Source organism: Hyunsoonleella ulvae (assembly GCF_016827605.1).
GTDB classification, from domain to species: Bacteria; Bacteroidota; Bacteroidia; order Flavobacteriales; family Flavobacteriaceae; genus Jejuia; species Jejuia ulvae.
In genome coordinates this window covers 230,289-253,700 of the sequence record NZ_JAEPJQ010000005.1, presented here as the reverse complement: position 1 = coordinate 253,700, position 23,412 = coordinate 230,289, and the positions used below count along the sequence as shown (strand labels likewise).

Here is a 23,412-nt window from a genome sequence, read left to right as displayed (position 1 = left end):
AAAAAGAGGTTAAAAAACCTCTTTTTTATTTACATTATTACTTATCCAATAGCTTTATTAATTTTCCTGTAACATTTAAGCCAAACAAAACTTGGGCTCCAGAAAACCCAGGAATATTCAAATCTTTTTTCTTATTCGAAGAATATTGTACATATAAATGTACTGAGTTTAAATACGTGTTAACCGAAAAATCAATTCCATTATAACTTTTTCCTGTAATTTCATTGCCTGCAATATTTTGTGTTTTATTTTTAAAGTCTCCCAAAATATTTCTGTGAGTAAAATGCAAATTAAATGTTAGATCTAGTTTATTATCGTTTTCAAGATTAAAATCAAACGGTCTAAAATATACTCCTAAGCGTGCAATTAAAGGAGAAGCATCAATTTCAGTATCCTCATCTATTTTCCATAAATTATCTGAAATTTGAAAGCTTCCACTAAATCCAAAAAGTTGACTAACTTGTGCTAAGGTTGAAAAGGTAAATGACTGCCCATCTATATTAGGATTCATTAAGGAATTTCCAAATTGACTTAGAGTATTCATCTCTATAGATTGCCTTCCGTTATAGGAAAAGTACATATTACAAGACAGCCTTTCACTAGCAAAATTAACACCTAGGCTTCCTGAAGGAGAAGTAGCATCTTCAATATCGCTATCCGCTGTTACAAGCCCTAATAGGGATCCACCTCCATAAAGATTTATTGATTTTATTTTAAGCCAAGCATCATGCTTTCTTTGTTTTTTTATAAACTTTTCTAAATCATCGTCACTAACTTGGCCAAGAGTATCATTTAAAATATTAAAAGATTTATAATCACTTACATCAATGTCTGTCTGGTTAATATTTTTAAAATCCCTTACAGAATTTGGTATGTAGTCTTGTGAAAAGATTTTTATTGGTAAGATAATTAACAAAAAGGTTGCAACTAAAGCTTTCATTTTATATGTTTTATTGTTTGTGTAAACTTCAATAAAACATTGTGATGGTTCAATACCCAGTATTGGGTATATTCTAGAACTTATACTTTTTCTCTAGGGCATATCGCATTAGTTCTCCCTTACCCTGCAAACCAAGAATACGTGCCATATTTTTACGGTGGGTATCTACGGTATGAATGCCAATAAACAATGTATCTGCGATTTCACGAGATGTTTTACCTTGACCAATCAATTCTAAAATTTCAATTTGTCGTTTTGTTAAAATGCCTTTAGACTTATTTGATGGCTCTGACTGTAAGACATTGGTGTTTATGTTCGCATCAAAGTAAGTGTTGCCTTTATGGACAGTCAAAATTGCTGTATGCACTTCTTTTAATGTTGAATTTTTGAGTATATATCCAGAGGCTCCAGCATCAAGCATTTGTTGAATGGCTTCGGTTTGGTCAAACATAGTAAAGGCAAGAACTTTTACATGTGGATGTTTTTTCTTTATTTCTTTTGTAGCTTCAATACCATTTATTTTGGGCATCCTAATATCCATTAAAATAACATTAGGGTACTTTTTGTCTACGATTTCTAATAAAGCTTTGCCATCATTGGCAGTGCCTACTATAGAAATATCGTCTTCATATTCCAAAAGTAATTTTATCCCGTCGATGAGAGATTGGTGATCTTCAGCTATAACTAATCTAATCATATGGGTATATCAATTATTATAGTTGTTCCTATGCTTTTTTCAGATTCTATGGTCATTTTGCCATTTAAGTGTTCCACACGTTTATCAATACTGCTAATGCCCATGCCTTTGTGGCTTTTTGTTACTTGTTTGGGATTAAACCCTACACCATTATCTTCAATCATAATGTTTAAAACATCATCATGATTGGTAAGATGAATTGTAGCTTCAGTAGCTTCAGCATGTTTTATAACGTTTGTGATTAATTCTTGTATGATCCTAAAAATTGTGAGTTCCAAACTGTTTTCCAGTCTGTTTTCCAAACCATGATGAGTAACTTCAACTGAAATTGTATTCGCCATAGAAATTTTATCAGCCATGTTTTTTACAGCAACAAGAAGCCCTTGTTTTGCTATAACTCCAGAATTTTTTACATGAGCAATGGAACGAATTTTTTGGTAAGCATCATCAAGAAGGGTAGTGGTTTTATCAAACAATTCAGGGGTCTGCTTGTCTTTTAATGCATTAAAGTGTAGTTTTACTGTAGCCATGAGTCCACCTAAATCGTCGTGCAGATCGTTAGCAATACGCTGGCGTTCTTTTTCTTGGCCTTCAATCATGGCATCTATACTAACTAACTCTTGCTCTTTTAAAACTGTTGCTAGTCTTTGACTTTCCAAAACTTTGGCTTGTTCTGCTAATTTTTGTTTTTTTCGGGTGTTTTTTTGGATGAGCAACATAATGGTACCGCCCAATATTATAAAAGCAATTGCACCTATCAGCAAGTTTACGCTTTGTTTACGTTTATTTTCGCTTTCCAGGTTGTCGGCACGTAGTTTTTCGTTATCGTATTTCTCTTTTATTTCTGATATAGCTATGTTTTGTTTAACGTCATTAATACTATCCTTGAGTCTGTTTAATTTATCAAGATAAATGGCGGCATTTTTGAAGTCTTTATTTAGTAAATAGGCATCGGAAAGATTGGTATAGAAAATGACTTTAGTTTTTGCCACATTATCACTTAGAATAATAGAATCGGCTTTTTTGTAAAATCGAATTGCTTTAGGATATTCTTTTAAATGTTTATACTGTTGAGCTTGATTATTGTAGTTATAGGCTAGATTCTTATAATCTTTAAACTTTAAAAGAATAGGAGTTGCTATTTTAGTGTAGTGCAGTGCAGAATCTGCGTTTTCAAATAATGAATAGTGAACTGTACCTATATTCATAAAATTATGAGCTTCTTTAAGTGAATTTCCTTGTGCTCGGTATATGGTATTTATTTTTTTAAAATATTCTAGCGCTTTAAACCCATTCTTAGTATCTAAAAAACCTACAGCTATGTTATGGTAAGCTCCTATTAGTGCTGTAGTATCTTTGTTGGATTTTGCAAATGATTCAATTTCTTTAATTAGATCTGATTTTCGAGAATTTAATTCATTTTGATGACTTAGAATGTTTAGTAATAGAAAGTTGCAGTCTAAAACATCTTTTTGTTTACCTAAAGCATTAAATATTATTTTCGATTGTTGTGCAGCTTCATATGCTATATGTTGATTATCTAACTTAGAATTATATTTAGCTAAATAGTATAACCATGTGGCTTTATCGTAAGGTAATATTTTAGAGGTATCAATATTTTTAAGTTGTAAACCTGCCTCAATATAGTTTTTTACGTTATAAGCGTCTAAGAATTTTGAAAAATCATGGTTTTGACCAATGCAAAAACCAGCAATTAAAAAAATTGCTGGTATAATAAAATATTTTATTTTTATTATCACTAAGGGTTAGCTACAATTATATTGCCTTTAGATGTATCTGGATGTACTTGAAATCCACCTATTTTTATACTCTTGGGATGATCTAATTCTTCATTAGAAAGTTTACCACAGACAAGATAATGTTTTTCAGAGTTTGCGAGATCGTTATTATAAACGAGTATATCAATTTCATAGATATGATCTAAATCAAGTTTTTTAAATTTAAAGTTATCTTTTTTTGCCTCTGTATAATGTAGGGTATGATTTTGAGGAGATACCGCTTCATCAACATTTTCTACATGAATTTCTAAGGCCTTTTTTTGTTTGCAAAAATTACATTTAGACATATGATAATATTTGTCATCTGGTATATTGATTAGATTCAACTCAATGTCTGAGGGATATTCTTTTTTATTATCCCAACCTTTAAAAGTTCCAATTATATTAAATAATGCGTCTGTGGTTCTCGTAAACAATACAATAGGTAGTGTTGACTGTCTGTCTATTTCTACTACTTTTCTACTCATAATAATTAGTTTTAAATAAATTTAACAAAATTCATATCAGGCAAGTTTTTATAAGGGTTTTTATTGTTAAATATAAACCTCATTTGATTAGCAATGGAATAGTTTTTATTATCTCCTCCCATTAATAAACCTATAGCTTTTATATCATTGTTTACTGACTTTAATACTAAGCTACCTGAATCACCATTTTTACTTATATCATCAAAAAGAAGCTGTTTTTTAAAAATTACCTTCTTTGCAGATGTTTTATATGGTCTAGTTTTTACATAAGCGTTTTTTGATCTAATTACTCCCGTTGTTTTACCAGTAGTAGCTCCAATTTTATATATTTTATCTCCAACTTTGATCTTTTTATCCTGTTCGATTCCAACAGGTGGTTTTTCTCCAGAAATGTACATTTCATGACTATGGTCTATATCAAATAATTTTGCAAATGCCACATCTACTTCGTCTCCAATATGACCATATTTAACTTGAGCAATTATGTCTCTTGGTTGATACCCATCAATAGAAAAACCCCGATGTGGTTGGCTTATAAATCTATCAGGTACAAATTTTGCCCCACAGAGCACATGATGATTAGATAAGATAAATTTACTTTTAGATTTCCTTTTTCCGAATGATACTTCAACAATTGCACCAAGTGTTCCGTATCCTAAGTATTGATTAGCTATGTTGACGCCATATTTCAAAGGTCTTTCTTTGATATTATGAAATTGGAAGCTAAAGTGATTAACGTATTTATGTTGAGTGTGATGCTTTTTATCTATTTTTAAATTCTTATTTTTTAAAATACAGCTTCCATCATTGCAGATTACAGGTATGTAATCTGAGGAAGAATCAACCAATCCAATTTCAATAAAATATTCAGAATCATTAGGGTTTTCAATAGATTTTGGAACTGAGGCTATGTATTCAACATCGGGTCTAGACTCAAAAATTGAATTATAATTATCATCAATTATCTCATTAATCAAGATTTTTGGTGCGTATTTAAAATCTTCCATTTTTTTACACTAAAGGATTAAACAAATACACCAAAACAAACACTGCAATAGCTCCAGAAGCACTAATAGTTGGTTCTTTTTCTAAAAGAGACATTGTGTTAGGCTCCACTGTGCCATCTGAGTTTTTTCGCATTAATTGATTACCGTCAGGTTTATGGTTTAATGAAATCATTCCGGGAATAGAAATACTAATTGAAGCTGCCGCTAAAGCAATTAAGACTCTACAAAACCAAAAGTAGGTGTCTTCAAAATCTAACTGCATTTTGTGGGTTACCAGCATGATTACTGCAAAAGCAATAACACCAAATAAAAACATGGTAACAGGAGAAACTAATTTTTTCATGAGGGATGATGGTTTAATTAATTGATGTTACAAATATGAAGACTTGGGAATAATAAAAACATACCCAATACTGGGTATATTTTATCCTTCAAAGTATAAAGAAAAGTGGTGCAAGAAAGAAATGCTAGATAAAAAGCAAAAAAAACAGATATAGTGTTTTTACTACAATAAAAACTTTATCGCACTAATAAGTAAGATAAACGCTATAAAAGCAATAAGTATCCAGATGCTACCTTTGTAAAAGCGTTTATGTAGCTTTAAATCCTTACGATAAGTAAAGCCAATGATGATTGCGAAGACTATAAAAAAGATAATTCCAAAAATGATTTGACCTTTACTAAACATATGGCTATTTTTATGCAAATTTAAGCAAAACACCATACATGAAAAATAAAATTGAAGCAGTTAAAGCATTTCACACGGCATTTAAAATAGGGCATAGAGAAAGCCCAAAGGCAGATTTAGGTAGGGATAAAAACAAATTACGTTTTAACTTGATGAAAGAAGAAAATGAAGAATATCTTGATGCTGCCAATGATAACGATTTGGTAGAAGTTGCTGATGCGCTTGGGGATATGCTTTATATTTTATGTGGTACAATTATAGAACATGGTTTGCAGTATAAAATAGAGGAGGTTTTTGATGAGATTCAACGCAGTAATATGAGTAAATTAGGTGAGGATGGACAACCTATTTACAGAGAGGATGGCAAAGTACTAAAAGGCCCTAATTACTTTAAACCAAATATTCAGGAGATTCTAGAAAAATAGATTTTTCAAATAATTTTATAACAACAAAAAAGAGAAGCTATTTTTTGCTTCTCTTTTTTTATTTATAAGTTGAGTATCACTCTCTCTTTGGGAGAGGATAGGAGAGGTCTTTTAACTGTTATACTTTATACCTCCATCCAAAAGGGTCTTCAGTTTTATTTGTTTGTATATCGGTAATACGTTGCTTTAAAAAGTCTGCATAAGTACTTTCCAATTTAGGCAAACCATAATCCGTACCCTTATATCCAAAGGCAGCAATAGGCGATACTACTGCGGCTGTACCAGCCCCAAACATTTCTTTAAGAGAGCCATTTTTTGCAGCTTCAACAACTTCGGTAACTGTAATTTTTCTAACCTCAACAGGAATGTTTTCACTTTCAGCTAGTTCAATAATACTCTTACGGGTAATACCATCTAAAATTCTATCGCTGGTAGGCCCAGTAATAAGCGTATCGTTAATACGAATAAAAATATTCATTGCTCCAGCTTCTTCAATATATTCGTGCTTATGGTCGTCTGTCCATATAACTTGTTGGTAGCCTTTGGCCTTTGCCAACTGTGTTGGGTAAAACTGGCCAGCATAATTACCACCTGCTTTGGCAAAACCTACACCACCATTGGCAGAACGGGAATATTTTTCTTCAATTAAAACTTTAACCTCTCCAGAGAAATAAGACCCTGAAGGTGCCGTACATATAATGAATTTATATTCATCAGCAGGAGAGGCATGAAAGCCTTGCCCTGAGGCAAATACAAACGGACGAATATACAGTGAACTTCCTTCATTAGTAGGAATCCAATCTTTGTCTAATTTAAGTAACGCTATTAAACCATCCATGAAATAAGCTTTTGGCAACTCTGGAATAGATAATCGCTTCGACGAAATATTTAGGCGCTCACAGTTATCCTCAGGTCTAAAAAGCCAGACATTTTCATCAACATCCTTATACGCTTTCATGCCTTCAAAGACCGATTGCCCATAATGAAAAATCTTAGCCGATGGATCTAAAGTTAAAGGTTGGTATGGCATAATTTTAGGCGCGTGCCATTTACCATCTTTGTAATCGCATACGAGCATGTGGTCTGAAAAAACACTTCCAAACTTTAAATTGTCAAAATCTACTTCATTTATTTTGCTGGACTTTGTTTTTACAATCTCAATGTCGTTGATTATAGTGCTCATGTCATATTAATTTAGCTTACAAATTTATAAAATTCATTCTCAAAAAAGCGGTATCTTTACATAAATGCATTAAAATTCTAAATTAAAAATCATGAGAGTAGCGATCGTATTGTTTATCTGTGCTTTAGGCTTTACTTCTTGTAAAAACAAATCGAAAGTAACAAACGCTGATACACATCAAAACGAAGCGCTAACATATACTTCTTTTGGAAAAGAGATTTTAGCAAATGATGCTGTAATCGCTAAGTCTATGGCAAACCATTATGATGCGATGCAAGAGGGCGATAGTATAGATGCAAAGATAAGAGCGACAGTAAACAATGTATGTCGAGCAAAAGGCTGTTGGATGACCTTAGACCTTGGGAATAACAGGGAAGTTATGGTAAAATTTAAGGATTACGGTTTTTTTGTTCCAAAAGATATTTCAGGTAAAGAAGTTGTGATAAATGGTAAAGCTTTTGTACAAGAAGTTTCAATAGATGAGCAACGCCATTACGCTGAAGATGCTGGTAAATCTTCAGAAGAAATTGCAGCTATTACACAACCAAAACGCACATATTCCTTCGAGGCCGATGGTGTTTTAGTAGCCCAATAAATTTTGAGCTCTAGTGTTTATCTACATGCCACTTTATTCACAGTGTGGAAGAAAAGCTGGATGATTTTATACTAATTGACAATGAAACAAAAAAAGCCCAACTTTTCAGTCGAGCTTTCATAATATTTTTAAAGAACTTATTAGTTGCCTCCAGCTTCTAGGTTTTTCATTTCTTTTTCAACCAATTCGTAGAACTGGTCTAATTTTGGAAGTACTACAATTCTTGTACGCCTGTTAGTGGCTCTGTTTTCAGCAGTTTCATTGTCTACCAATGGCACATAAGAGCTACGACCTGCAGCAATTAAACGTCCTGGATTTACACCTAAACTTTCTAAAACCCTAACTACAGAAGTAGCTCGTTTTACACTTAAATCCCAGTTATCTAGTAGTACGCCACTTTGGTAAGATCTGCTATCGGTATGTCCTTCAACCATACACTCAAAATCTGGCTTGGCATTTACTACTTTAGCCACTTTCGCTAAAACTTCTTGGGCTCTTGTGGTTACGTTGTAACTTCCACTTTTAAATAATAACTTATCTGATATAGAGATAAATACAACACCTTTTTCAACATTTACTTCAATATCAGGATCGTTTATTCCAACCTCGCGTTTAAAGCTTGTTACTAAGGCAAGAGTAACACTGTCCTTCTTGGTTAAAGCATCTTGAAGACGTGTAATCTTAAGATCTTTCTCCTTTAAACTTTCCAAAGTCTTTTCTACATTGCTAGCACCTTTTGCAGATATAATCTGTAAGTTATCATTGTATTTTTTTAAGTCGTCTACTTGTCCTTCTAAAAGCGTTACTTTGGCTGTTGCCGAAGCTCTTTCCTCTAAACAGGAGTTTAATTTCACTGTAGCAGAGTTAAGTAAATCTTGAGTTTCTTTTTGTTTTTCCTCTAATGCCAAAAATTCTTTTTTGGGAACACAAGAACTTAAAATGAATAAGGATGATAAACTAAGTATTAGTATTTTCTTCATAATTGATAAATAAGGTTTTTGTATGGAATTAATTATTGCCTCTTTGTCCCGACAAAAGTATATAAAAAACGGTTGAAACCAGAACAGTTAACAAAACTTTTACTAACCGACTTATAAACTTTTATAGTGTTTTTTTCTATTTACGAAATACGACCAAACTATAGATGTTTTTTGGTAGTATCTTATTTTAAGTGTTGCTGTTTTTCGTTTTCTAAGAAGACCGTAAAAATGGGCATAGAAACTAAAGTGCGCTTTAAAGATCGCTAGAATATGGTTAAACTTTAATTCTACAAGGAATTTTAAGCCAGCTATCCCATCTAAAACTAACCGTATAAAGACTAAAAATAGAATATTACCCTTAGCATTTTTCACGAGGGTAAATAGGCTATTACGAAAATTAAGAAACGTTTTTCTAGGGTTAGAATTGTTTAATGTAGCCCCACCTACATGATAAACTTCAGAATTACCATTATATACTACATCATAACCTAAGTTTTTTGCACGCCAACATAAATCTATCTCTTCCATGTGTGCAAAAAACGATTCATCAAAGCCACCAAGTGCTTCATACACATGTTTTCGTATAAATAAGCAAGCTCCAGAAGCCCAGAAAATGGATTGCATATCGTTGTATTGCCCATAATCTTCTTCTAAGGTATTAAAGATGCGCCCTCTGCAATATGGATAGCCAAATTTATCTATAAAACCTCCAGCTGCTCCAGCATACTCAAAAAACTGCCTTTGCTTAAAGTCCAAGAGTTTGGGTTGTACTATGGCTGTGTTTTCGTTGTTAATAAAGGTTTGTTGTATGGGTAACAACCATCCTTTGGTTACTTCTACATCACTATTTAGAAGGCAAAAAACATCTGCATCAACATTTTTTAAAGCATCATTATAACCTTTAGCAAAACCACCATTAATAGTATTTCTTATAATATTTACTTGCGGGAAAGTAGATTTTAAAAACAAAACCGAATCATCTGTAGACGCATTATCTGCTACATAAATAGCAGCAGTTTTGGAGTGTGCTATCACTGAGGGCAAAAACTGTTCTAAGAGTTTTTTGCCATTCCAATTTAATATAACTACAGCAATTTTCATTTTGTATAACTTGGAATATCTCTTAAAAATTGATAGCGTTCGTTGTTAAAATCCATCTCACAATAATAATGATTTAATCCGTTAGTAACCATCAAGTAGTCCGAGTTAAGCACTAAATTATATCTAGCAATTTGATCAAACACCTTTTGGTTTATGGCAATGGTAGGTGATTTGCATTCCACTACAAGTTGAATATCGCCATTGGGCTTAAACACAATAATATCGTAACGTTTTTTTAAATCATTAATTTTTAGCTCCTTTTCAACATTAATTAATGATTTAGGATAATTTTTGTCTTCAATTAAAAAATGAATGCAATTTTGCCGTACCCATTCCTCTGGTTGTAAAACCACAAACTTTTTGCGAATAATGTCAAAAATTAAAACTTTATTTTCGCTATTTTTGAAACGAAATCGATATGATGGGAAATTCAATTTGTGCACCTCACAAATGTATTATTATAATGATACAATTAATGTATTTCCCCAAAAATTTTCTATAGGAATTTGGACGAGGTTAAGCAATTAGTTACCGATATTAAAAATAGAAATCTCAAGCCCATTTATTTTTTAATGGGAGAAGAAGCTTATTACATAGATAAAATTTCTGATTTTATAGAGGACACTATCCTCACAGAAGAAGAACGCGGTTTTAACCAAATGGTATTGTATGGCAGGGATATCTCTGTAGAAGATATCGTTAGTAATGCTAAGCGTTACCCAATGATGGCAGAATACCAAGTGGTAATTGTAAAGGAAGCTCAAGATTTATCCAGAACTATTGAAAAATTGTCTCAATATGCTGAAAACCCACAAACTACAACGGTTTTAGTAATTAATTATAAATACAAAAAAATAGACAAGCGAAAAAGCTTATATAAAGCCTTAAAAAAGACTGGTGTGGTTTATGAAAGTAAAAAGCTCTACGAAAATCAAGTTGCAGATTGGATAAGGCGTGTGTTATCACCAAAAGGTTATACCATTACTCCCAAATCAGCACAGATGCTAGTAGAATTTTTAGGTACAGACTTAAGTAAGATTAATAATGAGTTGGAAAAACTCCAAATAATCTTACCCAAAAACAGCCAAATTACACCAGAAGTTATAGAGGAAAACATAGGCATTAGTAAAGATTATAACAATTTTGAATTACGAAAAGCCATTGGTAATAGAAATACTGTAAAGGCACACCAAATTATTAATTACTTTGCAGAAAACCCAAAGGATAATCCTATGGTAGTAACAGTATCCCTTCTTTTTAATTTCTTTTCACAATTGTTACATTTTCATGGACTCAAGGATAAATCGCCAAGAAATATAGCTTCTGCTTTAAAAATCAATCCTTATTTTGTTAATGAGTATACTGTAGCCGCAAGACACTATCCTATGCGTAAAGTTAGTGATGTGGTAGCTACATTGCGTAGTTTTGATGTTAAAAGCAAGGGGGTAGGGGCTAATGCCGTGCCTCAAGGTGATTTATTAAAAGAATTATTGGTTAGAATATTAAATTAATGGAAGTAGATATCCATAAAAGTTGGAAGCCTTATCTAAAGCATGAGTTTGAAAAGCCATACTTTAAAAATTTAGTAGACTTTGTAAAGCGGGAATATGGAAGCTACCGTTGTTTTCCGCCTGGAAGGGAAATTTTTAATGCCTTTAATTATTGTGCTTTTAATGCTGTAAAAGTAGTTATAATTGGTCAAGACCCCTATCATGGGCCAGGACAAGCCAATGGCTTGTGTTTTTCGGTAAAAGAGGGTATATCCCACCCACCTTCATTAGTAAATATATTTAAGGAAATAGAAAATGATGCAGGGAAGCCATATCCCAATAGTGGAGATTTATCCCGTTGGGCCAAACAAGGTGTGTTACTTCTTAACGCTACATTAACTGTACGAGCGCATCAAGCTGGAAGCCACCAAAAACAAGGCTGGGAAACCTTTACAGATGCTGTTATACATACTATAAGCACTAAAAATAACAATGTGATATTTTTACTCTGGGGTGGTTATGCAAAGCAAAAGGTAAAACTAATCGATAAGACGAAACATGAGGTCCTAACGTCAGGACACCCATCACCTTTAAGTGCCAATAGGGGGTATTGGTTTGGGAATAGACATTTTAGCAAAACAAATGAATTGCTAGTTAGATATAATAAAACCCCAATAAATTGGTAATGTAAAATTAGCTTCCAGTGGGAGCTAATTCTTCATCGTAATCTAATGAGATTTTTTGTGATTTTAGTACAATTGGCTTCGAATCACTTTTATTTACTTTATTAGTTTTATTACAACTAAATATTAAGAGTAAAAAATTGATAGCTACCAAGCATAAAAGAACGATAGTAGTTGTTAATATCATGGGCAAATTTAGATTTAGTCGCTAAAAGTATTAAAAAAATCGTTAAAATGCAATTTTTTGATTTTTTATGTAAAAACTATATGGCAAATTTAGAAAAAAATACTACAAAACTTACATCACATAGCATACTGATATTAATTTTTACTAATTCTTTAAAAAAAGACCTTCTATTTTCAGGTCTTTTAAATTTTTGTCTGTTGAATTTATTATTTATTCAACTTTAGAGTTATTTTTAAAATAAAATTTATTTTTGAGGCAAACTTTATACTATGAGCGAACCAAAATGGGTTATTGCTAAGGAATACGAAGACATCACGTATAAGAAATATAATGGTGTGGCCCGAATTGCATTTAACAGGCCCAATGTAAGAAATGCATTTAGACCAAAAACCACAAGTGAACTTTATGATGCGTTTTATGATGCCAATGAAGATACCTCCATTGGAGTAGTTTTGCTCTCTGCAGAAGGGCCTTCAACCAAAGACGGTGTATATTCATTTTGTAGTGGAGGAGACCAAAAGGCTAGGGGACATCAAGGTTATGTAGGAGAGGATGGCTACCACCGCTTAAATATTCTTGAAGTGCAACGTTTAATCCGCTTTATGCCAAAAGCAGTTATTGCGGTAGTACCTGGTTGGGCAGTTGGCGGGGGCCATAGTTTACATGTAGTTTGTGACTTAACCTTGGCGAGTAAAGAACATGCCATTTTTAAGCAAACCGATGCTGATGTAACGAGTTTTGATGGTGGCTATGGTTCTGCTTATTTAGCTAAAATGGTTGGACAAAAGAAAGCTAGGGAGATTTTCTTTTTAGGAAGAAATTATTCAGCACAGGAAGCCTATGATATGGGTATGGTTAATGCAGTAATACCCCATAATGAATTAGAAAGTACAGCATATGAATGGGCCCAAGAAATATTAGTAAAATCTCCTACATCCATTAAAATGCTTAAGTTTGCTATGAATCTTACAGATGACGGTATGGTAGGACAACAAGTATTTGCAGGGGAGGCTACACGATTAGCTTATATGACCGATGAGGCTAAAGAAGGACGCAACGCATTCTTAGAAAAACGTAAGCCGAACTTCGAAAAAAAATGGATACCATAATGCAAAATCTTTCTATTTGGATTTCAGCAATGCGTTTGCGAACATTGCCTTTATCTATTTCTGGTATCATAATAGCATCAAGTTTTGCAGCTTACAATGGTTGTTTTGAATGGACTGTGTTTATTCTGGCTATTTTAACAACTATTAGCTTACAAATACTTTCAAACTTAGCTAACGACTACGGAGACGGTGTAAAAGGTACTGACAACAATGATAGGATAGGTCCTGAACGCGCCATACAAAGTGGAAAAATTACACCAGATGCGATGCTCGAGGTAATTAAATTAAATATCCTAATCTGTATTGTTTTTGCTTTTCTACTAATATTTAGAGCCTTTGGTTCCCAGCATTTTTTATTAACGCTTTTATTCTTCATTTTGGGCATAAGCTCTGTTATAGCTGCAATGCGATATACAGTAGGACATAAAGCTTATGGTTATCGCGGCTTGGGAGATGTTTTTGTATTTATATTTTTTGGACTTGTTAGTGTTATAGGGTGTTATGTGCTTTATGCGAAAACAGTAGATCATGTTGTGTTTTTACCGGCGATAACAATAGGTTTATTATCCGTGGCCGTACTTAACCTCAACAATATGAGGGATATAAAGTCTGACGCTGCATCTGGCAAATTAACTTTGGCAGTAAAACTAGGTATTGATAAAGCTAAAAAATACCACTACGCCTTAATTGTTTCAGCCATAATTATTTCGGCCATATTTGGTATATTATACTATACTTCTATATATAATTTAATTTACGTTTTCGCTTATATTCCGCTTCTAAAACATCTTAAAACAGTTAAAAATAATACAGATCCCAAAGATTTAGATGCAGAATTAAAAAAAGTAGCACTGTCTACATTTTTCCTTTCAGTGCTTTTAGCTGTGGGGCATTTGTTATAAGTACATGTTTAATAGTTTTAGTGGTATTCCTAAAATCATTAATTTAGTATCATAAAGATTTAAAGATGAAAATAACATTTTTTGGACATGCAAGTCTAGGAATAGAAATTGGGGAGTTTAATATTCTGATAGACCCTTTTATCACAGGAAATCCTAAAGCAAATACCATAGACACCGATGCTTTAAAAGCAGATTATATACTGGTAACACATGCGCATCAAGATCACGTACTGGATGTTGAGGCTATAGCAAAACGAACAGGAGCCACAATAGTATCAAATTACGAAATTGTTACATATTACGAACAAAAGGGGCTTAGTGGACACCCCATGAACCACGGTGGCTCATGGCAATTTGACTTTGGAAAAGTAAAATATGTAAATGCGATACACACTTCCTCATTTCCTGACGGGAGTTACGGAGGACAACCAGGAGGGTTTATTATAGAAACAGAAAACAAGTGCATTTATATTGCAGGAGATACAGCCCTAACTTACGATATGAAACTTATTGGTAAATCGCATGATTTAGATTTAGCAGTATTGCCAATTGGGGATAATTTTACGATGGGAGTAGATGATGCCATTATTGCATCTGATTTTATAAAGTGTGATAACATATTGGGATACCATTATGACACATTTGGATATATTGAGATTGACAAAGTAAAAGCAAAAGCGAAGTTTGATACAGAGCTTAAATCCCTAACTTTATTGGATATTGGAGCTTCCATTGAAATATAATGTAAATGAAGAAATACTTTTTTCTACTCTCTATCACTATTTATTGTTCCATTAACGTATCTGCCCAAATAGATCAATCTAAAACAGGGGCTTGGTATATGTACTTTTATAAGCATCAGTTTAAAAATAGCCAATTCGGAATTCAGGGAGATCTACAATACAGAAACTGGAATACCATAGGCGATTTAGAGCAACTATTAATACGTTCAGGGATTACTTTCTCACCAAAACAGGCAACCATTTTACTTACTTTAGGCTATGCCAATATAACCACTGGACAATTTGGGGACAGTAACGCTACTGTTTCAGAAAACCGAATATACCAAGAAGCCTTTATACCTCAAAAACTAGGTAACAGATTGCATCTAGCACATCGATTTAGATATGAGCAACGTTTTGTTGAAAATCAGGACTTTAGAACTAGGTATCGGTATAATCTGTTCTTAAATATTCCCATCAATCAAAAAACATTAACCGATAAAACCTTCTATGTAGCTCTGTACAATGAATTGTTTATAAATGGTGAGACCAATATAGGAAATAGCAATAGCGTACAATTATTCGATAGAAATAGAACCTATTTAGGTTTAGGCTATGTTTTAAAACCTAGTATGAAATTTCAATTTGGTTGGATGAATCAAAAAACCGTTACTTGGGGAAAAGGTCAGTTGCAATTTAGTTTTCATCATAGCTTCTAGGCAAATATGAAAGCATCATTTCAGCACTACATTTTAAATTTTAAAACCCCAAGTGGTACATCACGAGGTGTCCTAAAAACTAAAGATACTTGGATAATTAAGATAGATTCACAAGGAAAAACAGGAATAGGGGAGTGTGGTATGTTTAAAGGATTATCAGCAGATGACAGACCAGATTTTCTTGAGACATTAGCATGGGCTTGCGCAAATGTTAATAAAGGACAGGCGTATTTAATTTCAAAATTAAAAGCCTTTCCAAGCATCCAGTTTGGATTAGAAATGGCCTTTACATCTCTAGAAGCACAATATCCTTTTGAGTTATTCCCATCTGATTTTACAAAAGGTAACACTCCAATACCTATCAACGGTTTGATTTGGATGGGAAACAAAGCCTTTATGCAACAACAAATTGCAGAAAAAATTGATGCTGGCTTTAATTGTATAAAAATGAAGATTGGAGCTATTGATTTTCAAACCGAAGTAGAACTTCTAAAGGGTGTTAGGCAACAGTTTACATCCAAAGATATTGAATTGCGAGTAGATGCCAATGGTGCCTTTCATCCAAATGAAGCATTAGAAAAACTAAAAATACTCTCCGACTTTGATTTACACTCTATAGAGCAACCTATAAAACAAGGTCAAATTGAAGACATGGCTCGTCTTTGTGAAATTACACCTTTGCCCATTGCCTTAGATGAAGAACTTATAGGTGTTTTTGATGTAACAAAAAAGGAGGAATTACTACAAACTATTCGTCCACAATATATTATATTAAAACCTACTTTAGTAGGCGGCTATCAAGGAAGTGATACGTGGATTGGCATCGCAGAAAAAAATAGTATAGGATGGTGGATAACTAGTGCTTTAGAAAGTAATATTGGCCTTAATGCAATCGCCCAATATACCTTTAAAAAGCAAAATCCGCTTCCACAAGGTTTAGGTACAGGAGGTTTATTTACCAATAATTTTGATTCACCACTGTATGTAAACCAAGGAGGTTTACACTATGATAAAGATAAAAATTGGAACATTAAATTATAGATTATGTATATAGAGCAAGCTTACAAAGGGTTAACAGATGTATGGAGATATATTGTTGGGGGTGCTATCATTTTTTTTGCATGGCAAATTATAGGGTCTATTCCCCTAATAGCCGGATTATTTTTGAAAATGGATGGATTTGCTAATTTCCCATCTAATATTTCTGGTATGATAGAGCTCTTAGGTAGTAATCTTTTTCTGTTTTTGATGCTTATTTCTTTCGCAATTGGACTTGTTGGAGTTTTTGTTTCATCAAAATATCTTCATAATTTATCCATAAAAAAATTAACAACGACTAGAACTAAAATTGATTGGAAACGATTTTGGTTTATCTTTTTGTTGTGGGGAGGCATTACAAGTGTAATGATGTTAATCGACTATTTTTATATTAGTCCTGAAAGTTATGTTTGGAATTTTAAACTAGAGCCTTTTTTAATTCTTTTAGTTTTAGGTCTATTCCTTTTACCATTACAAACCAGTTTTGAGGAGTATGCATTTAGGGGGTATGGGATGCATTTTTTGGGTACTTTATTTAAAAATAGGTGGTTACCTTTAATTGTGACCTCTGTTGCTTTTGGTTTAATGCATATTTTAAATCCTGAAGTAGAAAAGTTAGGCTATATAATCATGGTATATTATATAGGTACAGGATTTTTCCTAGGTATTATAACACTAATGGATGATGGTTTAGAATTAGCATTAGGTTTTCATTTTGCAAATAATTTATTTACGGCACTTCTGGTTACCACAGATTGGACAGTATTACAAACTGACAGTATACTTAAAGATATAAGTGATCCTTCAGAAATGGGGATTTCAGAAATAATTATCCCTGTACTAGTAATCTTTCCAATACTTTTATTTATTTTGTCTAAGAAATACAAATGGACCAATTGGAAGGATAAATTATTTGGTCCCGTTGTAGAGCCAACTAAAGACGATTATAAGATTTTAGAAGACTAAAACTAGGATATGATTCCAGATTACACCAAAGTACACAACAGATTTATGTTAGAAGGATACCATTATAATCGTGAAGATTTAATGGACGTAGCTTACAGTTTTGTAAAAGAAGGACAGCCCTTCCAACAAGAATTAGGGCTTTTTTTGTTAGATTGGTTAGACAACAAGGATTATATAAAAGTTAAAACCTCAGGTTCTACAGGAAAACCCAAAACACTCAAAATTAAAAAGCAGGCTATGGTAAACTCTGCTATTACCACTGGGGACTTTTTTAATTTAACTCCTGGAAAAAAAGTGCTAAACTGCCTGCCATCTAATTTTATTGCAGGAAAAATGATGATGGTAAGGGCTATAATCCTAGGGTTAGAAGTAGATATGGTAGTACCTTCTGCTTTACCCAGAATAGATTACGAGAAAGATTACGACTTTTGCGCTTTTACGCCCATGCAATTAAAAAACTTCGCAAAATATTTAAAATCCATAAAAACCGTTATTGTAGGAGGGGGGCGTGTTTCTAATCACATTAAAGATTTAATTAAAAACAAGAAACCACAGGTATACGAAACTTATGGTATGACAGAAACAGTGTCGCATATCGCCGTAAAAAAACTAAATAATTTTACTGATACTGATAATGGGAACCATTTCATGACCTTACCAGGAGTACAAATTTCAACAGATGATAGAGGTTGTTTAGTGATTGAAGCACCTAAACTTTCTGACGAAACTATTGTGACTAACGATTTGGTTAAGATTTATTCAGAAAACCAATTTGAGTGGATTGGGCGTTTTGATAATATGATTAATACTGGAGGTATTAAAGTATTCCCAGAAAAAATAGAAGAGAAGCTACAAGATAAAATGAATGGACGACAATTTTTTGTTCACGGTATTGAAGACGATACTCTTGGAGAAAAAATAGTGATGGTTGTAGAGGGCTCTAAAAACGATCTAGACAGTAATCTATTTGATGTTTTAGATAAATATGAAAAGCCAAAAGAAGTGTTTTTCACAAGAAAGTTTAAAGAAACAGCATCTGGTAAAATTCACAGGGCTAAGACGATTGAATCCGTTATAACATCATAAAAAGTTTCCTATCCATGGTCTTAATAATAGTAAAGATGGATTTGGTATCATACATACTTCGGTTGTAGTAACTAAGGAGGAATAGCATCTTTATGTGATTTCTCGTCGCTCGTTCCTCGCTCCGTCGAAATGACAAACACATTACATTAATACATTACTTTTTATAAACTGGAGTATCAACCATGAAATTACAGGGGATAATCTATATAGACAAAGCCTTTCTTAAAAAGAGAATTATTTTACGAGTGTGCTACTGAATAACTAATCTGCTGTTTCTTGCATCGTGTGATACACATTTTGTACATCATCATCCTCTTCAAGTTTTTCAAGGAGTTTTTCAACATCAGCCGCTTGCTCTTCTGACAGGAGCTTTGTAACTTGTGGGATACGTTCAAAACCTGATGATAAAATTTCAATACTATTTTCTTCTAAATACGATTGAATTTTTCCGAAACTTTCAAAAGGGGCGTAAACCATAACACTGTTAATTTCGTTGCCGTCTGCATCTTCATCGGTATCTTCAAAAATTTCTTCAACACCAAAATCTATCAGTTCTAGTTCTAGCTCTTCCAAATCAAGGTCTTCGCCTTTTATTTTAAAATTACACGTATGGTCAAACATAAAAACCACAGAGCCAGAGGTGCCTAAACTTCCATCACATTTATTAAAATAGCTTCTTACATTGGCCACGGTTCTCGTGTTATTATCAGTTGCGGTTTCTACTAAAACTGCAATGCCATGAGGTGCATAACCTTCAAAAACCACCTCTTTATAATCGCCTTGACTTTTATCTGACGCACGTTTTATAGCACGTTCTATATTATCTTTAGGCATGTTTACAGACTTGGCATTCTGTATCACAGCACGTAAACGGGAGTTGCTATCAGGATCTGGACCGCCTTCTTTTACGGCCATTACAATGTCTTTACCTATACGAGTAAAGGCTTTACTCATGGCAGACCAACGTTTCATTTTTCTTGCTTTCCTAAATTCAAAAGCTCTTCCCATAATTTTTAGTTAAAAGTTACTAGTATTTAAAGTACCTAAAGTAAAGGCACGCAAATTTATAAAAATATTGTTTTTGTGTTGTTAAAATTACAGCTTTAAAAACTAATCGTCAATAGGCTCTACAATAGTTTCAATAGCTTCTGCTAACTTAAAATCTTTATGCGTAACTCCACCAGCATCATGAGTAGATAACGAAATGGTTAATACGTTGTATACATTAGACCAATTGGGATGATGGTTTAGCGCTTCACACTCAAAGGCAATACGGCTCATGGCACTAAAACAGTCCTTGAAATTTTCAAATTCAAATTCGGCATGTATAGCATTGTCATAGTATTCCCAATCTGGAAAACGCAATAATTTTGCTTCTATTTCTTCTTCTGAAAGTGTATTCATGTTACATTAGTTTATCATCTTTAAACTATAATTGTTTGACTGATACTAATGTAAAGAATTTCATTAAGTAAAAGCGGGTATTTTAACAAGTTTTCAGGTCTTTAAACGAATATCATTTTAATTCTTTTAATAAGTCCTGACTCTGAATTTGGAGGTGTTTTGGGAGCTTGTTAAATTTTGGCAATACTGCAAGATACCTATCATCATTAGTGGTATATACCCTTTTATAATGTGGGGTTTCGCTTAGCTCTAAGGAGGATACCATTTCTTTTATAAACTCATCATGATGTACTAAGTCTGTGCTTCCTAAATGAAAAACACCATATTTATTTCTGTTAATAATGTAATGCACTTGTTGCGTTACTTTAGACTCTGTAGTAACGTTCATGATAAGATTAGGAAATATTTCTACTGGTGCTTTTTCCTTGATGTTTTGCAAGATTTCTTGTAATCTTGGGGATGTACTGCCAAAAACCATAGGTAAACGTAATATGGCCACTTGCTTTTTGGGCAGACGTAAAAGCATATTTTCAATTTTTATCTTAAAATGCCCATACACACTATTGCTTAGTGTTTTGTCTTCCTCGTAACTTGGATATTTACTATAGGCATCAAATACATTGGCAGACGACAGGAATAGTAGTTTTATCTTTTGGGTAAACACATATTCTGCTAGGTGCATGTGTAGCAACACTTGCTTTGAAAAATCGCCCCTAAGTGCAGAAATTATTAAGGTGGGTTTCACTATATCTAAAATCTCATAGATATCATCCTCCTCAAAATTATACTGAAAAAAATGATGGTTCTTTTCAAATTGTTTGTTAGATGTATTATAGGTCGCAAATGTCCTAAAATAGGAGCAGAGTTCCCCATAGATAGCATTACCTAAAAAACCACTACCACCTAATATGAGAATTTTATGTTTATCTTTACCTTTCATCATGAACTCAAACGTCTAAAAAGAACTTAAAATATAGATAATCGTGTTTTTGTAGTAAATTGTTCTAAAGCATACATACCAAGTTTAGAATTCCCTCTGGCATTTAATCCGGGGGACCAAACGGATATTACAAAATGTTCTGGCAACAAGGCTACAATACCGCCACCAACACCACTTTTACCGGGTAAACCAACCTCAAAAGCAAATTCTCCAGCTTCATCGTAAAAACCACAGGTTAGCATAATGGCGTTAATACGCTTAACTTTTTGTTCTGTAAGTCTTGGGATATTAGACATACATTTACCACGATTGGCAAACATGTAGAATGCATTTGATACCTGCTCGCAGGTCATACTCAAGGAACATTGTACAAAGTAAAAATCCAGCACTTCGTAAACATCATTTTTTAAGTTGCCAAAGGATTTTAATAAATGTGCTGCAGCATAATTTCTGTACCCAGTTTCTTTTTCAGATTTAGCTACCTTTAAATCGTAATCAATAGAGTTATCTCCTGTAATATCCCTTACATAGCTTAAAAAATCTTGTTTTGGATTTTTAAGTTGGGAAACTAAAATATCAGAAATTACTATGGCTCCGGAATTTATAAAAGGATTTCGGGGAATGCCTTTTTCAACTTCTAAAAGCGCTAATTGATTAAATGGATGGCCAGAAGGCTCAACATCTAAACGTTTTAATATATCATTATTATCAACAGAAGCGGCAAGTGCCAATGCTAAAACTTTGGTAATACTTTGTACAGAAAATGCTGTTTTAAACTGTCCAACACCATAAGTGTCCCCACTATTCATTTTAAGGTGTAATGCAAAGTTATGGATATCAACATCTGCCAATTCTGGAATATAGGAAGCAGGAACACCTCTGTCTTTTATAGACATCACATCCTGATAAATACCGTTTAAAACCTCCTGATAATCTGTCATTTCTTATAAAAGGGCAGTTTTACGACGGTTGCAGGGATTGCTTTTTTTCTAATCTGAATATGGATGTTACTACCAGGAGCTGCAAAAATAGGGGTGACGTAGCCCATACCAATACCCTTACCTAAAGATGGGGCCATGGTCCCAGAAGTTACATTTCCAATGATATTCCCATTGCCATCTACAATATCATAACCTTGGCGTGGAATACCACGATCGTTTAATTCAAAACCAACGAGTTTACGTTCGGGGCCACGTTCTTTTTCGGCTTTTAGAGCTTCGGAATTTGTAAAATCCTTCGTGAATTTGGTAATCCAACCCAAACCGGCCTCAATAGGAGAGGTAGTATCATCTATATCGTTACCGTACAGGCAATATCCCATTTCTAAACGTAGGGTGTCGCGTGCCGCCAATCCTATAGGTTTTATGCCATAATCGGCCCCAGCTTCTAGCACGTTGTTCCAAATTTGCTCTACTTCGCTATTTTTACAATAAATCTCAAAACCACCGCTACCAGTGTATCCCGTGGCGGAGATAATTACATGATCTATCCCTGCAAAATCGCCAACAACAAAATTGTAGAATTTGATTGCCGATAAATCGTGACTAGTCAAGGATTGCATGGCTTCTACAGCTTTTGGACCTTGAATAGCGAGTAGGGAATAATCCTCACTTAAATCTCGCATGGTAGCGCCCACATCGTTTTTAGATTGTATCCAATTCCAATCTTTTTCGATATTACTGGCATTTACTACTAATAAATACGTGTTTTCTTTAATGTAATATATAATTAAATCGTCAACGATACCACCATCATCGTTGGGCAAACAGCTGTATTGTGCTTTACCAATGGTTAATTTTGAAGCGTCGTTACTAGACACTTTTTGTATTAGCTTTAAAGCATGTGGGCCTTCAACCAAAAACTCTCCCATGTGTGATACATCGAAAACACCAACAGCGTTTCTAACCGTTTCGTGTTCTATAGTTACACCTTCGTACTGTACAGGCATATTATATCCAGCAAAAGGCACCATTTTGGCACCAAGGGTTTCGTGTATATGGTTTAAAGCAGTATTTTTCATTATCAATGATTTTCAATCAATATATAGACGATTATAAAACAAACTATTAGAAGTGTAAATGCAATTATAATTGTATATTTAGTTTTAATTGATTCTACAAAATCTAAAAAGAAATTAGCGATAAACTTGATAACTCCAATTAAAAAATCTTCCATAGTTTGAACGTTAGCAAAAATATTGAAATTAATATAACTTCTAGTACTAAGAAATAGAGAAGTGTTATATTGGATGTAAAATACTCTATTTTACATAATGTAAATTATA

The 23,412-nt window shown here is 33.4% G+C and carries 26 protein-coding genes; 11 read left to right on the top strand and 15 right to left on the bottom strand.

Annotation, left to right across the window (positions count from 1 at the left end; translation table 11 throughout):
* Window positions 1–37: 37 nt before the first annotated feature.
* From JS605_RS13980 to JS605_RS13955, 6 genes are all read right to left on the bottom strand, one after another.
* Window positions 38–940 carry a hypothetical protein gene (locus JS605_RS13980; protein ID WP_203258340.1) on the bottom strand — a complete coding sequence of 301 codons (903 nt, stop codon included), beginning with the start codon at window positions 938–940 and terminating at the stop codon, window positions 38–40.
* Window positions 941–1,013: 73 nt separating this feature from the next.
* Window positions 1,014–1,637: a response regulator transcription factor gene (locus tag JS605_RS13975; RefSeq protein ID WP_203258339.1), complete on the bottom strand. Its 624-nt coding sequence runs from the start codon at window positions 1,635–1,637 to the stop codon at window positions 1,014–1,016.
* On the bottom strand, window positions 1,634–3,397 hold the full coding sequence (locus tag JS605_RS17715; protein ID WP_203258338.1) for a tetratricopeptide repeat-containing sensor histidine kinase: 1,764 nt from the start codon (window positions 3,395–3,397) through the stop codon (window positions 1,634–1,636). The genes JS605_RS13975 and JS605_RS17715 overlap by 4 nt, the downstream gene beginning before the upstream one ends.
* Window positions 3,397–3,903 (bottom strand): hypothetical protein, encoded by a 507-nt coding sequence (locus tag JS605_RS13965; protein ID WP_203258337.1) that lies wholly within the window; start codon window positions 3,901–3,903, stop codon window positions 3,397–3,399. The genes JS605_RS17715 and JS605_RS13965 overlap by 1 nt, the downstream gene beginning before the upstream one ends.
* 11 nt (window positions 3,904–3,914) lie before the next feature.
* On the bottom strand, window positions 3,915–4,910 hold the full coding sequence (locus tag JS605_RS13960; RefSeq protein ID WP_203258336.1) for a hypothetical protein: 996 nt from the start codon (window positions 4,908–4,910) through the stop codon (window positions 3,915–3,917).
* Window positions 4,911–4,914: 4 nt separating this feature from the next.
* Entirely contained in the window at window positions 4,915–5,253 is a 339-nt protein-coding gene (locus JS605_RS13955) for a hypothetical protein (protein ID WP_203258335.1), read from the bottom strand.
* Between the two features lie 383 nt (window positions 5,254–5,636).
* Here JS605_RS13955 and JS605_RS13950 point away from each other — a divergent pair, with 383 nt between their 5' ends.
* A complete protein-coding gene (locus JS605_RS13950) occupies window positions 5,637–6,023 on the top strand; it encodes a pyrophosphohydrolase domain-containing protein (protein WP_203258334.1) in 387 nt (128 codons plus the stop codon).
* Between the two features lie 118 nt (window positions 6,024–6,141).
* On the opposite strand, the gene JS605_RS13945 is transcribed toward JS605_RS13950, so the two are convergent.
* Window positions 6,142–7,206 carry a branched-chain amino acid aminotransferase gene (locus JS605_RS13945; protein WP_203258333.1) on the bottom strand — a complete coding sequence of 355 codons (1,065 nt, stop codon included), beginning with the start codon at window positions 7,204–7,206 and terminating at the stop codon, window positions 6,142–6,144.
* 91 nt (window positions 7,207–7,297) lie between these two features.
* Between JS605_RS13945 and JS605_RS13940 the strand changes: the two genes are divergently transcribed.
* Window positions 7,298–7,801 carry a DUF4920 domain-containing protein gene (locus tag JS605_RS13940; RefSeq protein WP_203258332.1) on the top strand — a complete coding sequence of 168 codons (504 nt, stop codon included), beginning with the start codon at window positions 7,298–7,300 and terminating at the stop codon, window positions 7,799–7,801.
* 140 nt (window positions 7,802–7,941) lie between these two features.
* Here the strand turns inward: JS605_RS13940 and JS605_RS13935 are convergent, their stop codons facing one another.
* From JS605_RS13935 to JS605_RS13925, 3 genes are all read right to left on the bottom strand, one after another.
* Window positions 7,942–8,781, bottom strand: a complete 840-nt coding sequence (locus JS605_RS13935; protein WP_203258331.1) for an OmpA/MotB family protein — start codon at window positions 8,779–8,781, stop codon at window positions 7,942–7,944.
* A gap of 111 nt (window positions 8,782–8,892) precedes the next feature.
* A complete protein-coding gene (locus JS605_RS13930; protein ID WP_203258330.1) occupies window positions 8,893–9,882 on the bottom strand; it encodes a glycosyltransferase family 2 protein in 990 nt (329 codons plus the stop codon).
* Window positions 9,879–10,325, bottom strand: a complete 447-nt coding sequence (locus tag JS605_RS13925; protein ID WP_203258329.1) for a type I restriction enzyme HsdR N-terminal domain-containing protein — start codon at window positions 10,323–10,325, stop codon at window positions 9,879–9,881. The genes JS605_RS13930 and JS605_RS13925 overlap by 4 nt, the downstream gene beginning before the upstream one ends.
* Window positions 10,326–10,388: 63 nt before the next feature.
* Here JS605_RS13925 and holA point away from each other — a divergent pair, with 63 nt between their 5' ends.
* The 9 genes from holA (at window position 10,389) to JS605_RS13880 (ending at window position 18,784) form a co-directional block, all read left to right on the top strand.
* Window positions 10,389–11,393, top strand: coding sequence for a DNA polymerase III subunit delta (holA, locus tag JS605_RS13920; protein WP_203258328.1), 1,005 nt, complete (start codon window positions 10,389–10,391; stop codon window positions 11,391–11,393).
* Window positions 11,393–12,058 carry a uracil-DNA glycosylase gene (locus JS605_RS13915; RefSeq protein WP_203258327.1) on the top strand — a complete coding sequence of 222 codons (666 nt, stop codon included), beginning with the start codon at window positions 11,393–11,395 and terminating at the stop codon, window positions 12,056–12,058. Before holA ends, JS605_RS13915 begins: the two co-directional genes overlap by 1 nt.
* Window positions 12,059–12,511: 453 nt before the next feature.
* The gene (locus tag JS605_RS13910; RefSeq protein WP_203258326.1) at window positions 12,512–13,351 is read left to right on the top strand and encodes a 1,4-dihydroxy-2-naphthoyl-CoA synthase; all 840 of its coding nucleotides are present in this window, start codon (window positions 12,512–12,514) and stop codon (window positions 13,349–13,351) included.
* A complete protein-coding gene (gene menA / locus JS605_RS13905) occupies window positions 13,339–14,253 on the top strand; it encodes a 1,4-dihydroxy-2-naphthoate octaprenyltransferase (protein ID WP_239000352.1) in 915 nt (304 codons plus the stop codon). The genes JS605_RS13910 and menA overlap by 13 nt, the downstream gene beginning before the upstream one ends.
* Window positions 14,254–14,318: 65 nt before the next feature.
* The gene (locus tag JS605_RS13900; protein ID WP_203258325.1) at window positions 14,319–14,996 is read left to right on the top strand and encodes a metal-dependent hydrolase; all 678 of its coding nucleotides are present in this window, start codon (window positions 14,319–14,321) and stop codon (window positions 14,994–14,996) included.
* A 5-nt stretch (window positions 14,997–15,001) separates the two neighbouring features.
* Window positions 15,002–15,694 (top strand): DUF2490 domain-containing protein, encoded by a 693-nt coding sequence (locus JS605_RS13895; protein ID WP_203258324.1) that lies wholly within the window; start codon window positions 15,002–15,004, stop codon window positions 15,692–15,694.
* 6 nt (window positions 15,695–15,700) lie between these two features.
* Window positions 15,701–16,735 carry an o-succinylbenzoate synthase gene (locus tag JS605_RS13890; RefSeq protein ID WP_203258323.1) on the top strand — a complete coding sequence of 345 codons (1,035 nt, stop codon included), beginning with the start codon at window positions 15,701–15,703 and terminating at the stop codon, window positions 16,733–16,735.
* A gap of 3 nt (window positions 16,736–16,738) precedes the next feature.
* A complete protein-coding gene (locus tag JS605_RS13885) occupies window positions 16,739–17,698 on the top strand; it encodes a CPBP family intramembrane glutamic endopeptidase (protein WP_203258322.1) in 960 nt (319 codons plus the stop codon).
* Between the two features lie 9 nt (window positions 17,699–17,707).
* On the top strand, window positions 17,708–18,784 hold the full coding sequence (locus JS605_RS13880; RefSeq protein WP_203258321.1) for an AMP-binding protein: 1,077 nt from the start codon (window positions 17,708–17,710) through the stop codon (window positions 18,782–18,784).
* Window positions 18,785–19,045: 261 nt separating this feature from the next.
* On the opposite strand, the gene JS605_RS13875 is transcribed toward JS605_RS13880, so the two are convergent.
* From JS605_RS13875 to gcvT, 5 genes are all read right to left on the bottom strand, one after another.
* Window positions 19,046–19,792 (bottom strand): YebC/PmpR family DNA-binding transcriptional regulator, encoded by a 747-nt coding sequence (locus JS605_RS13875; RefSeq protein ID WP_203258320.1) that lies wholly within the window; start codon window positions 19,790–19,792, stop codon window positions 19,046–19,048.
* A gap of 102 nt (window positions 19,793–19,894) precedes the next feature.
* Window positions 19,895–20,188 carry a 4a-hydroxytetrahydrobiopterin dehydratase gene (locus JS605_RS13870; RefSeq protein ID WP_203258319.1) on the bottom strand — a complete coding sequence of 98 codons (294 nt, stop codon included), beginning with the start codon at window positions 20,186–20,188 and terminating at the stop codon, window positions 19,895–19,897.
* 112 nt (window positions 20,189–20,300) lie between these two features.
* Entirely contained in the window at window positions 20,301–21,131 is an 831-nt protein-coding gene (locus tag JS605_RS13865) for a sugar nucleotide-binding protein (protein ID WP_203258318.1), read from the bottom strand.
* A gap of 23 nt (window positions 21,132–21,154) precedes the next feature.
* The gene (locus JS605_RS13860; protein WP_203258317.1) at window positions 21,155–22,069 is read right to left on the bottom strand and encodes a glutaminase; all 915 of its coding nucleotides are present in this window, start codon (window positions 22,067–22,069) and stop codon (window positions 21,155–21,157) included.
* Window positions 22,066–23,148, bottom strand: a complete 1,083-nt coding sequence (gene gcvT, locus JS605_RS13855; RefSeq protein WP_203258316.1) for a glycine cleavage system aminomethyltransferase GcvT — start codon at window positions 23,146–23,148, stop codon at window positions 22,066–22,068. The genes JS605_RS13860 and gcvT overlap by 4 nt, the downstream gene beginning before the upstream one ends.
* Window positions 23,149–23,412: the final 264 nt, after the last annotated feature.

Excerpts from the sequence above, each read along its gene's own strand:
- JS605_RS13950 (WP_203258334.1), top strand. The coding sequence starts at position 5,637 with ATGAAAAATAAAATTGAAGCAGTTAAAGCATTTCACACGGCATTTAAA.
- JS605_RS13960 (WP_203258336.1), bottom strand. The coding sequence starts at position 4,910 with ATGGAAGATTTTAAATACGCACCAAAAATCTTGATTAATGAGATAATT.
- JS605_RS13945 (WP_203258333.1), bottom strand. The coding sequence starts at position 7,206 with ATGAGCACTATAATCAACGACATTGAGATTGTAAAAACAAAGTCCAGC.
- JS605_RS13875 (WP_203258320.1), bottom strand. The coding sequence starts at position 19,792 with ATGGGAAGAGCTTTTGAATTTAGGAAAGCAAGAAAAATGAAACGTTGG.
- JS605_RS13935 (WP_203258331.1), bottom strand. The coding sequence starts at position 8,781 with ATGAAGAAAATACTAATACTTAGTTTATCATCCTTATTCATTTTAAGT.
- JS605_RS13885 (WP_203258322.1), top strand. The coding sequence starts at position 16,739 with ATGTATATAGAGCAAGCTTACAAAGGGTTAACAGATGTATGGAGATAT.
- JS605_RS13910 (WP_203258326.1), top strand. The coding sequence starts at position 12,512 with ATGAGCGAACCAAAATGGGTTATTGCTAAGGAATACGAAGACATCACG.
- JS605_RS13880 (WP_203258321.1), top strand. The coding sequence starts at position 17,708 with ATGATTCCAGATTACACCAAAGTACACAACAGATTTATGTTAGAAGGA.
- JS605_RS13980 (WP_203258340.1), bottom strand. The coding sequence starts at position 940 with ATGAAAGCTTTAGTTGCAACCTTTTTGTTAATTATCTTACCAATAAAA.
- JS605_RS13955 (WP_203258335.1), bottom strand. The coding sequence starts at position 5,253 with ATGAAAAAATTAGTTTCTCCTGTTACCATGTTTTTATTTGGTGTTATT.
- JS605_RS13975 (WP_203258339.1), bottom strand. The coding sequence starts at position 1,637 with ATGATTAGATTAGTTATAGCTGAAGATCACCAATCTCTCATCGACGGG.
- JS605_RS13895 (WP_203258324.1), top strand. The coding sequence starts at position 15,002 with ATGAAGAAATACTTTTTTCTACTCTCTATCACTATTTATTGTTCCATT.
- JS605_RS13865 (WP_203258318.1), bottom strand. The coding sequence starts at position 21,131 with ATGATGAAAGGTAAAGATAAACATAAAATTCTCATATTAGGTGGTAGT.
- JS605_RS13965 (WP_203258337.1), bottom strand. The coding sequence starts at position 3,903 with ATGAGTAGAAAAGTAGTAGAAATAGACAGACAGTCAACACTACCTATT.
- JS605_RS13900 (WP_203258325.1), top strand. The coding sequence starts at position 14,319 with ATGAAAATAACATTTTTTGGACATGCAAGTCTAGGAATAGAAATTGGG.
- menA (WP_239000352.1), top strand. The coding sequence starts at position 13,339 with ATGGATACCATAATGCAAAATCTTTCTATTTGGATTTCAGCAATGCGT.
- gcvT (WP_203258316.1), bottom strand. The coding sequence starts at position 23,148 with ATGAAAAATACTGCTTTAAACCATATACACGAAACCCTTGGTGCCAAA.
- JS605_RS13940 (WP_203258332.1), top strand. The coding sequence starts at position 7,298 with ATGAGAGTAGCGATCGTATTGTTTATCTGTGCTTTAGGCTTTACTTCT.
- JS605_RS13930 (WP_203258330.1), bottom strand. The coding sequence starts at position 9,882 with ATGAAAATTGCTGTAGTTATATTAAATTGGAATGGCAAAAAACTCTTA.
- JS605_RS13870 (WP_203258319.1), bottom strand. The coding sequence starts at position 20,188 with ATGAATACACTTTCAGAAGAAGAAATAGAAGCAAAATTATTGCGTTTT.
- JS605_RS13890 (WP_203258323.1), top strand. The coding sequence starts at position 15,701 with ATGAAAGCATCATTTCAGCACTACATTTTAAATTTTAAAACCCCAAGT.
- JS605_RS13860 (WP_203258317.1), bottom strand. The coding sequence starts at position 22,069 with ATGACAGATTATCAGGAGGTTTTAAACGGTATTTATCAGGATGTGATG.
- JS605_RS13915 (WP_203258327.1), top strand. The coding sequence starts at position 11,393 with ATGGAAGTAGATATCCATAAAAGTTGGAAGCCTTATCTAAAGCATGAG.